This window comes from Paraburkholderia dioscoreae, assembly GCF_902459535.1.
Taxonomy (GTDB): Bacteria; Pseudomonadota; Gammaproteobacteria; order Burkholderiales; family Burkholderiaceae; genus Paraburkholderia; species Paraburkholderia dioscoreae.
The window spans coordinates 2,609,741-2,622,808 of the sequence record NZ_LR699554.1 but is presented as its reverse complement, the minus strand read 5'-3'; the positions used below and the strand labels follow the sequence as shown (position 1 = coordinate 2,622,808).

General features: G+C 62.2%; 10 protein-coding genes. 7 read left to right on the top strand and 3 right to left on the bottom strand.

Annotated features, from left to right (window positions below):
• Positions 1 to 21 precede the first annotated feature (21 nt).
• The 7 genes from PDMSB3_RS31945 (at position 22) to PDMSB3_RS31915 (ending at position 10,762) form a co-directional block, all read left to right on the top strand.
• Entirely contained in the window at positions 22 to 3,207 is a 3,186-nt protein-coding gene (locus PDMSB3_RS31945; protein WP_007177890.1) for an efflux RND transporter permease subunit, read from the top strand.
• A gap of 13 nt (positions 3,208 to 3,220) precedes the next feature.
• Positions 3,221 to 4,834, top strand: coding sequence for an efflux transporter outer membrane subunit (locus PDMSB3_RS31940; RefSeq protein ID WP_007177889.1), 1,614 nt, complete (start codon positions 3,221 to 3,223; stop codon positions 4,832 to 4,834).
• Between the two features lie 379 nt (positions 4,835 to 5,213).
• On the top strand, positions 5,214 to 6,053 hold the full coding sequence (locus tag PDMSB3_RS31935) for a MetQ/NlpA family ABC transporter substrate-binding protein (RefSeq protein WP_007177888.1): 840 nt from the start codon (positions 5,214 to 5,216) through the stop codon (positions 6,051 to 6,053).
• Positions 6,054 to 6,188: 135 nt separating this feature from the next.
• Positions 6,189 to 7,349 carry a methionine ABC transporter ATP-binding protein gene (locus tag PDMSB3_RS31930; RefSeq protein ID WP_165189029.1) on the top strand — a complete coding sequence of 387 codons (1,161 nt, stop codon included), beginning with the start codon at positions 6,189 to 6,191 and terminating at the stop codon, positions 7,347 to 7,349.
• Entirely contained in the window at positions 7,342 to 7,998 is a 657-nt protein-coding gene (locus PDMSB3_RS31925) for a methionine ABC transporter permease (protein ID WP_007177886.1), read from the top strand. The genes PDMSB3_RS31930 and PDMSB3_RS31925 overlap by 8 nt, the downstream gene beginning before the upstream one ends.
• A 173-nt stretch (positions 7,999 to 8,171) precedes the next feature.
• Positions 8,172 to 9,374 (top strand): acyl-CoA dehydrogenase family protein, encoded by a 1,203-nt coding sequence (locus tag PDMSB3_RS31920; RefSeq protein WP_165189027.1) that lies wholly within the window; start codon positions 8,172 to 8,174, stop codon positions 9,372 to 9,374.
• 59 nt (positions 9,375 to 9,433) lie between these two features.
• Positions 9,434 to 10,762 (top strand): Nramp family divalent metal transporter, encoded by a 1,329-nt coding sequence (locus PDMSB3_RS31915; RefSeq protein WP_007177884.1) that lies wholly within the window; start codon positions 9,434 to 9,436, stop codon positions 10,760 to 10,762.
• A gap of 164 nt (positions 10,763 to 10,926) precedes the next feature.
• Here PDMSB3_RS31915 and flhC read toward each other — a convergent pair whose 3' ends face one another.
• From flhC to PDMSB3_RS31900, 3 genes are all read right to left on the bottom strand, one after another.
• Positions 10,927 to 11,496 carry a flagellar transcriptional regulator FlhC gene (gene flhC, locus PDMSB3_RS31910; RefSeq protein ID WP_007177883.1) on the bottom strand — a complete coding sequence of 190 codons (570 nt, stop codon included), beginning with the start codon at positions 11,494 to 11,496 and terminating at the stop codon, positions 10,927 to 10,929.
• A gap of 14 nt (positions 11,497 to 11,510) precedes the next feature.
• Positions 11,511 to 11,831 carry a flagellar transcriptional regulator FlhD gene (gene flhD / locus PDMSB3_RS31905; protein ID WP_007177882.1) on the bottom strand — a complete coding sequence of 107 codons (321 nt, stop codon included), beginning with the start codon at positions 11,829 to 11,831 and terminating at the stop codon, positions 11,511 to 11,513.
• A 629-nt stretch (positions 11,832 to 12,460) separates the two neighbouring features.
• Positions 12,461 to 12,994, bottom strand: coding sequence for a GNAT family N-acetyltransferase (locus PDMSB3_RS31900; protein ID WP_165189025.1), 534 nt, complete (start codon positions 12,992 to 12,994; stop codon positions 12,461 to 12,463).
• Positions 12,995 to 13,068 lie beyond the last annotated feature (74 nt).

Below are 13,068 nucleotides of genomic sequence, written 5' to 3'. Positions count from 1 at the left end.
CTCCAACGTTAAGAGCTTCCAATGAACATATCCAAATTCTTCATCGATCGGCCGATCTTTGCCGGCGTGCTATCGGTATTGATCCTGCTGGCGGGCGTGATTTCGCTCTTCAAGCTGCCGATCTCGGAGTATCCGGAAGTCGTGCCGCCTTCGGTGGTGGTGCACGCGCAATATCCGGGTGCGAATCCGAAGGTGATCGCCGAAGCGGTCGCTTCGCCGCTCGAAGAGCAGATCAACGGCGTCGAGAACATGCTGTACATGCAGTCGCAAGCGAATAGCGACGGCAATCTCACGCTCACGGTGACCTTCAAGCTCGGCACCAATCCGGACCTCGCGACGCAACTGGTGCAGAACCGCGTCAACCAGGCGCTGCCGCGTCTGCCGGAAGACGTGCAGCGTCTGGGCATTACGACGATCAAGAGTTCGCCCACGCTGACCATGGTGGTCCACCTGATCTCGCCGAACAATCGCTACGACATGACGTATCTGCGCAACTACGCGCTGCTGAACGTCAAGGACCGGCTGGCGCGGATTCAGGGCGTGGGCGAAGTGCAGTTGTGGGGTTCGGGCGATTACGCGATGCGCGTCTGGCTCGATCCGCAGAAAGTGGCGCAACGCGGTTTGACGGCGACCGAAGTGGTCAACGCGATTCGCGAGCAGAACATTCAGGTGGCGGCCGGTGTGATCGGCGCATCGCCTTCGGTGCCGGGCACACAGTTGCAGTTGTCGGTGAATGCGCGCGGCCGTCTGAGGACGGAGGGCGAATTCGGCGACATCATTGTCAAGACCGCGCCGGACGGCGGCGTGACCTATCTGCGCGATATTGCGCGGATCGAACTTGCGGCGTCGGAATACGGCTTGCGTTCGCTGCTCGACAACAAGCCGGCTGTGGCGCTCGCCATCAACCAGGCGCCGGGCGCGAACTCGCTCGCGATTTCCGATCAGGTGCGCTCCGCGATGAAGGAACTCGCGGAAGACATGCCGGCAGGCGTCGAATACAAGATCGTCTACGACCCGACGCAGTTCGTGCGCTCGAGTATCGAGGCAGTCGTGCATACGCTGCTCGAAGCGATCGCGCTGGTTGTGATCGTCGTGATCGTGTTCCTGCAAACGTGGCGCGCGTCGATCATTCCGTTGATCGCCGTGCCGGTGTCGATCGTGGGGACGTTCTCGCTGCTGCTCGCGTTCGGTTTCTCGATCAACGCATTGTCATTGTTCGGCATGGTGCTCGCCATCGGGATCGTGGTGGACGATGCGATCGTGGTGGTGGAGAACGTCGAGCGGAACATCGAAAACGGCCTGAGTGCGCGCGACGCGACGTATAAAGCGATGCAGGAAGTGAGCGGGCCGATTATCGCCATTGCGCTGACACTGGTTGCCGTGTTCGTGCCGCTCGCGTTCATGACCGGTTTGACGGGCCAGTTCTACAAGCAGTTTGCAATGACCATCGCGATTTCGACGGTGATCTCGGCGTTCAATTCGCTGACGCTGTCGCCGGCGCTGTCCGCGATGCTGTTGCGCAGTCATGGTGCGAAAGAAGACTTCGTGACGCGCGTGATGAATCGCCTGCTGGGTGGTTTCTTCAAGCGTTTCAACAAGGTGTTTCATCGCGGCTCGACGGAGTACGGCCGCGGCGTGACCGGCGTGCTGCGCCGTAAGGGCGCGATGCTCGCGGTGTACGCCATCCTGTTGGGCGCGACCGTGCTGATCTCGCGCGTGGTGCCGGGCGGTTTCGTGCCGGCGCAGGACAAGGAGTACCTGATTGCTTTCGCGCAGTTGCCGAACGGCGCGTCGCTGGATCGCACGGAGAAGGTGATTCGCGACATGAGCTCGATCGCGCTGAAGCAGCCGGGCGTGGAGAGCGCGGTGGCGTTCCCGGGTCTCTCGGTGAACGGCTTCACGAATAGCTCCAGCGCGGGCATCGTGTTCGTCACGCTCAAGCCCTTCAAGGATCGTGGCGACAAGAAACTCTCGGCCGGTGCGATTGCCGGTGCGCTGAACCAGCAATACGGTGCGATCAAGGATTCGTTCGTCGCGGTGTTCCCGCCGCCACCCGTGCTAGGTCTCGGTACGCTCGGCGGCTTCAAGATGCAGTTGGAGGATCATGGCGCGCTCGGTTACGCGGAGTTGAACAAGGCAGCAGAGGCGTTCGTGAAGAAGGCGGCACAGACGCCTGAACTCGGCCCGACCTTCTCCAGCTACCAGATCAACGTGCCGCAACTGAACGTGGATCTCGATCGCGTGAAGGCCAAGCAGCTCGGCGTGCCGGTCACGGACGTGTTCAATACGATGCAGATCTATCTGGGCTCGCTGTATGTGAACGACTTCAACCGCTTTGGCCGCGTGTATCAGGTGCGGGTGCAGGCGGACGCGCCATTCCGTCAGCGTGCCGACGACATCCTGCAACTCAAGACACGCAATGCCGCGGGCGACATGGTGCCGTTGTCGTCGCTGGTGACAGTGACGCCGACGTTCGGCCCGGAAATGGTGGTGCGTTACAACGGTTATACGGCTGCCGACATCAACGGCGGACCGGCGCCCGGCTTCTCGTCGGGTCAGGCGCAGGCCGCGGCCGAACGCGTGGCGGCGGAAGTCTTGCCGCACGGTGTGAAGCTCGAATGGACCGACCTGACGTATCAGCAGATTCTGGCCGGCAATGCAGGCTTGTGGGTGTTCCCGATCAGCGTGCTGCTCGTGTTCCTCGTGCTCGCCGCGCTGTATGAAAGCCTGACGCTGCCGCTCGCGGTGATCCTGATCGTGCCGATGAGCGTGCTGTCCGCGCTGACCGGCGTGTGGCTCACCGGTGGCGACAACAACATCTTCACGCAGATCGGTTTGATGGTGCTGGTGGGCTTGTCGGCGAAGAACGCGATCCTGATCGTCGAGTTCGCTCGCGAACTGGAGCACGACGGGCATACGCCGCTCTCCGCGGCGATCGAGGCAAGCCGCTTGCGTCTGCGGCCGATTCTGATGACGTCGATCGCTTTCATCATGGGCGTGGTGCCGCTGGTGCTGTCGAGCGGAGCCGGTTCGGAGATGCGTCATGCGATGGGTATCGCGGTGTTCTTCGGCATGCTCGGCGTCACGCTGTTCGGTCTGATGCTGACCCCTGTGTTCTATGTGGTGCTGCGTACGCTGGCGGGTGGAACCATTCACGTCGCGCAGAAGGATTCGCCGCACTACGGCGCGCCGGTGACGGACGCCTGAGGAGAAAACAATAATGAAACGCTTTGAATCTTTGAGTGGGTGGGGCCGGGCGGCTACCAGCGGTTTGCTGGTTGCATTGCTCGCTGCCTGCTCCGTCGAGCCGACTTATAAACGGCCTGAAGTGGATACGCCGGTTGCGTTCAAGGAAGCGCCTGCTGCGTCGGCGCCGTCTGCAGCGTCCGCGCCGTCGGCTGGATCGGCGCAGGACAACGGTACATGGAAGCAGGCGCAGCCCGCCGACGACGCGCATCGAGGCGAATGGTGGACGATTTTCGGCGACCCGCAACTCAACGCGCTCGAGGAGCAGGCGGCCGCCGCCAATCAGGACCTGAAGGCCGCCGCGGCGCGCGTGCAGCAGGCGCGGGCGGTGACGCAGGCGGCGAAGTCGGACTGGTTCCCGAAGCTCGACGCAGGCTTCGGCCCGACGCGCGAGCGTGCTTCGGCGGCGTCGCAATTCCAGCCAGACAGCGCGGGCGGCACGAACGGCACGATCTGGCGCGCGCAAGTGGGCGCGTCGTACGAGGCGGATCTGTTCGGTCGGGTCGGCTCGAACGTGAACGCATCGCGGGCGGACGAGCAGCAAAGCGAAGCGCTGTTCCGTTCCGTGCAACTGTCGTTGCAGGCGGACGTTGCGCAGAACTACTTCCAGTTGCGTGAGCTCGATACGGATCAGGATCTGTACCGCCGTACCGTGGCGTTGCGCGAGGACACGCTGAAGCTGGTCGAACGGCGTTTCAAGGAAGGCGATATCGGCGAGCTGGATGTCTCGCGGGCTCGCAACGAACTCGCGAGTGCGCGTGCGGACGCCGTGGGCGTGGCGCGTCAGCGCGCCGCGTCGGAACACAGCCTCGCGATTCTGCTGGGCAAGCCGCCGGCGGATTTCTCGTTTGCGGAGGCGCCGCTGGCGCCCGTGACGGTGCGGGTGCCGCCGGGTCTGCCCTCGGCTTTGCTTGAGCGGCGCCCGGATATTTCGGCAGCTGAGCGGGCGATGCAGGCGGCGAACGCGCGTGTCGGCCTTGCGAAATCGGCGTTCTTCCCGAAACTCGATATCACCGGCGCGGCCGGTTTCGAGTCGGCGACGCTCGGCGATCTGTTCATGTGGTCGAGCCGTGCGTTCATTCTCGGGCCGTTTGCCGGCACGGCGTTGACGCTGCCTTTGTTCGACGGCGGTCGCCGCAAGGCGAATCTCGCGCAGGCCCGTTCGAAGTACGACGAGGACGTTGCGCAGTATCGTCAGCAGGTGCTGGTGGCGTTCCGTGAGGTCGAAGACAACCTGGCCGATTTGCGCTTGCTCGACGATCAGATGCGCGAGCAGAACGATGCGGTTCAGGCATCGCAACGGGCGGCGCATCTGTCGCGTACGCAGTACACGGAAGGCGCGGTCAGCTATCTGGACGTGATCGACGGCGAGCGGCAGGTGCTGATTTCGCAGTTGCAGGCGAGCCATCTGTCGGGCACGCAGGCGGTGGCGACGGTTAATCTGATTCGCGCGCTGGGCGGTGGTTGGGGCGGCGTGAGTGCGCCTGATACGGCGGTAGGCGCGATTGCGCCGGCGTCGGCTTCTGTGGCTGCGGTCGCTGCGTCGGCGCCCGCTTCCGCTTCCGTGCAGCAGGTGGCGAAGCAGTAAGTTTGTCCCGCGAGGGGCGAGCGGTGGACGCCGGGGCGCGCGAAAGCGCGGCCCCGGCGTTTTGTTGCCCAAATCATTTTTCCCGCTTTCCTTTCGAAAATCCCTTCGTAGACCGCCGCATTTCCGCCCTCTATGATGAGCCGCACCTCATCTGGAGAGAGGCGATGACCTGTCCGATCTTCCGCTGTCCGCGCTGACCGATCTGCGCGTCCTGTCGCTGCCACGCGCGGCCTGAGCCGCACGTTGCGGATTTCCGTTGCCCATATGTCCGGCATGCGTGCTTACGCTTCCAAACGAAGTCCGCTTCGAAGACGCGCGCGCATGACGGTGGATCGGCTCGCCTCGAATCAACACCACGCCCCAATCCCACGAGTTCACCATGCGCATTTTTCTATCCACTGTGCGGCGCTTTTTCCACACGCCGGCTATCTCGCTCATCGGCGCTTTCGGTCTCACGCTCGCATTGCAGGTCTCGCCTGCCTCAGCGGCCGACTCGTCCACGCTGAAAATCGGCACTGCGACCAGCCCGCAAATCGAGGCGCTCAAAATCGCCGCGCGCGAAGCCAAAGAGCAGGGACTCGACGTGAAGATCATCGAGTTCACCGACTGGAACACGCCGAATGCGGCGCTCGCCAACAAGGACATCGACGTCAACTACTTCCAGCACATTCCGTTTCTCGAGAATGCGAAGAAGCAGGGCGGTTATAACTTCGTCGCGATTGCGCCCGGCACGATCATGAAGATCGGCCTGTATTCGAAGAAGATCAAACGCTTCGACGAATTGAAAGACGGCGCCACGGTCGCCATTGCCAACGATCCGGTCAACGGCGGCCGCGGTCTGTTGTTGCTGCAACGCGCCGGCTTGATCAAGCTCAAGCCGGGCGTCGACTATCGCGCGACGACGCTCGACATTATCGACAACCCGAAGCACCTGAAGATCGTGCAGCTCGAAGCATCGCAACTGGCGCGCTCGCTCGACGACGTCGATCTCGCGCAGGGCTATCCGAGTTTCATCAAGCTCGCGGGTACCACTGATCCGAATAGCGCGCTGCTGTTCGACGGCCTCGAGAACAAGAACTACGCGATCCAGTGGGTCGTGCGTCCGGAAAGCGTGAACGACCCGCGTATCCGTAAGTACATCTCGATCTATCAGCATTCGCCGGCGGTGCGCGCCGCGCTCGACAAAGCCTTCGGCAATCTTTATGCCGTTGCCTGGTAACCCGCGCGGGCATGCCTGAATCGTTCGAAGATTACGCTCCCGCGTGGAAGCCCGGCGTGCATGCCGGCGCACAGCATCGGCGCCGGTTGCAAGCGGCTGCGCCGACCACCGCGGAAGCCTGAAAGGAGCTGGATCATGGCCAATCTTTTCGACGCGCCGCAGTTCATCGAAGACGCGCCGTCTCTCGCCGTGAACGCGGATTCGCACGCAACGGCGACGCAACCCGCCGTGATATTCGACGACGTCGGCAAGGTGTTTGCCAACACGCGCGGCGTGGCAACCGCGGCGCTTGCCAACGTCACGTTGAACGTGGCGCGCGGCGAAGTGTTCGGCATTATCGGTCGCAGCGGTGCCGGCAAGTCGACGCTGCTGCGACTCGTCAACGGCCTGGAAAAGCCGAGTTCAGGTGCCGTGCGCGTGAATGGCGTGAGTGTCGGCGAACTCGACGAGCGCGGACTCGTGACTCTGCGTCGCCGTATCGGCATGGTGTTCCAGCACTTCAATCTGCTGTCCGCAAAGACGGTGAGCGAGAACATTGCGTTGCCGCTGAAAATCGCCGGCGTGCCGAAAGCGGCGATCGAGAAAAAGGTCGATGCGCTGCTGGAACTGGTGGGCTTGTCCGCCAAGCGCGATGCTTATCCGGCGAGCCTGTCCGGCGGTCAGAAACAGCGAGTCGGGATTGCACGGGCTTTGGTCACCGATCCGGACATTCTGCTTTGCGACGAAGCCACCTCCGCACTCGATCCGGAAACGACGCAAGCCATTCTCGCCTTGCTGCGCGATATCAATCAGCGCCTGAACCTGACCGTCGTATTGATCACGCATGAGATGCAGGTGATTCGCGAAGTTTGCGATACGGTTGCGGTGATCGAGCGCGGTGAAGTCGTGGAAACCGGTCCAGTGTGGCGCGTATTCGGCGATCCGCAACACGACGCGACGCGCGCGCTGTTGCGTACCCTGGTGCATGACTTGCCGACGGACCTCGCCGAGCGGGTCAAGCCGTTGCACGACATCGCGCAAGCGGATGCGCAGATTCTGCTGGACGTGCGTTTCACCGGCGTCGACGCGCGTGAGCCGGATCTCGGCGGGCTTGCTTCGGCGTTGAGTGTCGAAGGCGGGCGAGTGAGCTTCGTGCATGGCGGCATCGACCGGATTCAGGGGCATGCGCAGGGACGCCTCGTGGTGTCGGCGCAAGTCCGTGCGAATGCGGACAGCACCGTGCAAACGCAGATCGCGACATTGCTCGAACGCGCCCGCCGCTACGCCAATCATGTCGAGGTATTGGGCTATGTCTGATCTGTGGCTTTCCGAACTCGCCGACGCGGTTCGCGACACCATCGTCATGGTCGGCGTGTCCGCATTCATCGCGGCGCTGGTCGGCATTCCTCTGGCACTGGTGCTGGTCACCACGACACGTGGCGGCATCTTCGAGAAGAGGGTGGTGAACAGCACGCTCGGGGCACTCGTCAATGCGTTCCGCTCCACGCCATTCATCATTCTGCTAGTGGCATTGCTGCCGCTCACGCGTTTGCTGATCGGCACGACGATTGGCGTATGGGCCGCGATCGTGCCGCTCAGCATCGCGGCGATTCCGTTTTTCGCGCGCGTAGCCGAAGTGAGTTTGCGTGAAGTAGACCGTGGTTTGATCGAAGCCGCGCAGGCAATGGGCGCGCAACGCCGGCATATCATCTGGCATGTGCTGCTGCCGGAGGCGCTGCCGGGCATTCTCGGCGGCTTCACCATCACGGTGGTGGCGATGATCGGCTCGTCGGCGATGGCGGGCGCAGTCGGCGCCGGCGGCCTCGGCGATCTGGCCATCCGCTATGGCTACCAGCGCTTCGATACGACCGTGATGGTGACGGTGATCGTGCTGCTGATCGTGATCGTCACCGCGGTGCAGTTCGTCGGCGACCGATTCGTGCGGCGGCTCGCGCAGCGGGCGTGAGCGCCCATGATCGGGTCGTCGCCCCGGCCACGCGGCGGTTATTTGCATGAAGAATAGCCGCGCGCATTTCCGGCGCCTGCATCACCGCCTATCATGCTAGCTACAGCTTTGGGCGTCGTCGCAAGCATTCTGTTCGCGGCCGTCCGCCAAAAAACTTTTCACGTGGAAATTGCATGAACGATCCTCGTCATGCCGATGCGTTGCACACGCCTCAGGCATCCGCTGCGCCCGTGGTGCGCGATCTCGCGAGTCTGCTCGACGCGCTGCATGCCAGTGCCGCGCAGCGCGATCTCGAAGGCGGCCACGCCGCCCAGGAAAAACAATGGATCGCCGACGCGGGGCTTCTCACGCTCGCGGTGCCGCGCGAATTCGGCGGCCTCGGCGCGCGTTGGCCCGACATCTACGAGACGGTTCGCAAGATCGCGCAAGTGGACAGCGCGCTCGCGCATCTGTTGGGCTTCACCTGCCTGCAGGTGGTCAGCGTCAATGTATGGGGCAATCCTGAACAACGCGCCCGCTATCTGAGCGGCACCGTCGAAAACCGCTGGTGGTGGGGTAACGCGGTCAATCCGCTCGACACGCGGCTCATTGCCACCGCAAGCGGCGACGGCGGCTACCTGCTCGACGGCCAGAAGGGGTTCTGCTCAGGCACGCGCGGCTCGCAGATGATGACGGTCTCCGCGCAGGATCCGGTCACCGGCAAACCGGTGTTCGGCGTCGTGCCGACCACGCGCGAAGGCATCACCGTTCACGAAGACTGGAATCCGATCGGTCAGCGGCAGACCGATAGCGGCAGCGTGTCGTTCGTGCGCGTCAAGCTCGAACCGCAAGAAGTGATGGAGCGGCCCGACACGCCGCACGCGAGTTTGCGCACGCTGATCTCGCAACTGGTGCTGACCAACCTGTTCGTGGGCATCGCACAAGGCGCGCTCGACGAAGCGCGAGCCTACGTCACGCGGCACGGCAAGCCGTGGATCTATTCCGGCGTGGACAAAGCCACCGACGATCCCTACCTGATCCAGCGCTTCGGCGAGATGCGCCTGCAAGCGGTCAGCGCGGAAGCGCTGGCCACGCGCGCTGCCTGGCTGCTCGAAGACGCATGGCAGCAAGGCGCGGCGCTTTCCCCCGAAACCCGCGCGCAGGTGGCGCTCGCCACCTCGGAGGCGAAGATCGTCGCGCACCGCGCCGCGCTCGACGTCAGCGAACAGCTGTTCGACGCCTGTGGCGCCCGCGCCACGCATGCGCCGCTCGCGCTCGACCGTTTCTGGCGCAACGCTCGCGTGCATACGCTGCACGATCCGCTCGACTACCGCGTGCGCGACGTCGGCCGCTACGCGCTTACCGGCGCGTTGCCGGAGGTTTCTTTGTACACTTGAGGCGGCTCGCGGCGGCCTGTACGATGCGCCGTGTTTATCCCCTTCAAGAGACTCCCGGATTGCAGTTCAAACTACCGACTACGGCAACGGCGCCGTTTTGCCCATCCGAGGTGCAAGGCTCGGTGGCCGTCTCGCGAGACGCGCCTTTCTGGAAGAAGATTCTGCAATTCGCGGGGCCCGGCCTGCTGGTCTCGATCGGCTATATGGACCCGGGCAACTGGGCGACCGACATCGAAGCCGGCTCGCGCTATGGCTACAGCCTGCTGTTCGTTGTCATGCTGTCGAGTCTCGCGGCGATGGCGCTGCAATGCCTGAGCATGCGCCTTGGCATTGCGACCGGGCGCGATCTCGCCGAGTTGTCGAGAACACGCTATTCGCCGGCCGTGGCGCGTGTTCAGTGGCTGCTGGCGGAACTGTCGATCGTGGCCTGCGATCTGGCCGAAGTGCTCGGCGGCGCACTCGCTTTCCATCTGCTCTTCAAATGCTCGCTGACCACCGGCGTGCTGCTGACCGCGTTCGATACGTTGATCGTGCTCGGCCTGAAGGGCAAGAATTTCCGCGACCTCGAAGCGATCATGCTCGGGCTGATCGCGACCATCGGCGTTGGATACATCATCGAGTTGGCGCTGGTGCAGCCGCACTGGCCGTCGGTCGCGCAGGGGCTGATTCCGTCGTGGCAGGCTTTGAGTTCGCGCGAGCCCATGTATCTGGCAATCGGCATTCTCGGCGCAACGGTCATGCCGCATAACCTCTATCTTCATTCGTCGATCGTCCAGACGCGCGCGGTGAAGCGCGATCCCGCCAGCATCAGGTCGGCGATCGGCATGTCGCGCATCGATACGATCGTGTCGCTCGTACTGGCGCTGCTGATCAACATGGCGATCCTGATTCTCGCCGCCGCGGCGTTCCATGCCACCGGCCACAATCAGGTCACTGAAATCGAGGACGCCTACAAGCTGCTCGCGCCCGTCGTCGGCACCGGTTTCGCGGCGGTGTTGTTCGCCGTGACCTTGCTTGCCTCGGGGCAAAGCTCGACCTTTACCGGCACGGTGGCGGGGCAGGTCATCATGGAGGGTTTCCTGAAGCTGAAGATTCCGTGCTGGCAACGGCGCTTCATCACGCGGGCTCTGGCGTTGATTCCCGCGCTCATCGGCGTGCAGATGATGGGCAACGGCGCCGTCGGCAAGCTGCTGGTCGCAAGCCAGGTCGTGCTGAGCCTGCAATTGCCGTTCGCGCTTTACCCGCTGATCCGTATGACTAACGACCGTTCGTTGATGGGCGAATTCGCGAATACGTTGCTGACACGGTGCGTCGCGTGGACGCTGTTCGTGGTGATCAGCGCGGCGAACCTCTGGCTGGTGGTGCAAACGGTGGGATTGGCCGGATGATCCGGCCTCGCGCCGGCTGTCGGCGCTAACGGGACAAAAGGAGCGAAGAGGGCGAAGAGGGCGAAGAGGGCGAAAGAAAGTCCGCATGGAGCGGACTTTCTATGTGAGGCTTCGGATCGGGTCGGGCCGGACCAGCCCTCATCGAGTCAGCGTTAATCCAGTCATCAGGCGGCTTGCGCGATCTGCGCGGCTTCGAGCGCTTCCTGGCGGGCGGCCGCGGCTTTCTTCGTCTTACCGGCACGCGACGGCGGCTGGCATGCGCCGCACACCACGTTGTGCTGCAGATCGTGTTTGTGTGCCACGAACTTGCCGGTGCAACGGCAGCATTTGGTCAATTGCAGAATGTCGGCGTCGAAGAATCGCACCAGCGTCCACGCACGCGTCAGGTCCAGCACCGGTTCGGTTTCGCTGTGCTGGCAATGTTCCAGATACAGCCGATACCCTTTGGTCAGCGCGTCCAGATGCGAGCAGCGCGCTTCGTTCTTCAGGAACAGATACGTGTTGTAGAACAGCGACGCGTGAATGTTCGCCAGCCACGTCATGTACCAGTCCGCCGAGAAGGGCAGCATGCCCTTGGGCGGCGATACACCCTTGACCTCGCGATACAGGCGGATCATGCGGTCGCGCGAGAGCGTCAATTCGCTTTCGAGCACCTGCATGCGCGCGCCGAGTTCGATCAGTGCGATCGCACGGAATACTTCCTGTGCGTCTTCCGTCAGGCTACGCTTGAGCATCGCGGTCACCTCGATTAAGCGAACTGCTCAGCAGGCTGGCCTGCAAGCAGGATCGCCGCGTGAGTCGGTGCAACTGCTGTGTGTTTCGTCGTTTGCGTCAACGCCGACAACATGGAGTGGTCGTTGAAGCGGAAGAAACACAAAAGCTGATCGGAAGCGGCCAGCTTGACGATCTGCGCGAGCGACAGCCCGGCAAGCAAATCGGCCAGTTCCGATGACAATCCCAGCCGGAACATGCCGACCGGTTTGTCCTCACGCAACATACGTTGCGCGAGCATGATGTAAGACAAGTTGATCTCGCGGATTGAATCCAGCGTCTCGCTGCTACGGTCCATTTTTGTGTTTCCGAAGCCCCGAATTACGATGTCGGCATTTTTTGCCGTTATGTCTTTTGTGCCTCGCCGGAAATGATGTCCTCCGGCTACTGTCACCACCAGATACAGATGGCGACCTTTTGATACATCGCGTTACATTTCGTAACAGCTTGGGACGAATTGTATGAAGGGTAAAACAAGAAATCAATCCTTTCTCAAAAAAATGTCTCAAAAAGATACATCAATTTTCGGTAACTCTTTCATGGTGCTGTAATACATGATGCATAGCGGATTTTCCGCCCGCCCGAACTGTTGTCAGATCCATGAAAACCCTTGCAATACAGGCTTTTCACTTATTCATCTGAACAAATAATAGGAGCCGGTCACGACGAGGTAATTCCAGCTTTGGCTGGAAGGGAAATAGAAAGAGGGGTCAATATATGTAATAAGTACCGTTGCTTGACCGTACTTTGGGGACAAAGCGGAGATGTAACAGGTTGGTGCGGCCCCGGTTACAAACAAGGCCGGATTTGTAACTTCCTGCGTAACTTCTATTGAGTGGCCGAACCGGTATGCTCGACTTCGACGCCGAGCCGGACGAGCCGCTGAACGGCGGCGAGGTTCGCCGCCTTCGCTATCGGTGTCTGTATCTATTGGATAAACAGCGCCATCAGATCGGCGTCGTGAAACACGCCGTCGACATTCAGCGCGCCAACTTCACAGCCATATTTGCGAAAACCGAGCGATTCATAAAGTTTTCGGGCAGCTTCGTTGCGGCTGCCGACCAGCAACTGGATTTGCCGCAGACCGTTTATATGCGACGCCCGCGCCAGCAGTTCATTGAGCAATGCGCGCCCGACGCCGCAGCCCGCGGCTTCCGGCGCAACATACATGCCGACCACGGCGGCTTTATGGCGCTGCTTGTCGCTCGGGATTCGCAGCAGTCCGACCACGCCGATCAACGCCGTTGCCGCCGATGCGTAAGCGCCGAGCAGAAAATCGCCTTCTGCCGCACGCGAGCCCTCCAGCATCGCGTCGTGTTGTGACGCGCCTTTGGCGAGCGCCTCCTCGTAACTCTGGCCGAACGAATCCGGATGCGCCCGCAGTCCGCGCAGGCGAAGCTGGAAGTAGTCGTCGCGGTCGTCGGGACCGAGTTGGCGTATGAGCACGGCGTTGTTGTACAAATGTTCTCTCCGCTCGGTCTGGCGATTGAAAGGAGACGGACTCGACGTTGGGCAGTGCCGCGTCTACCGTCAGA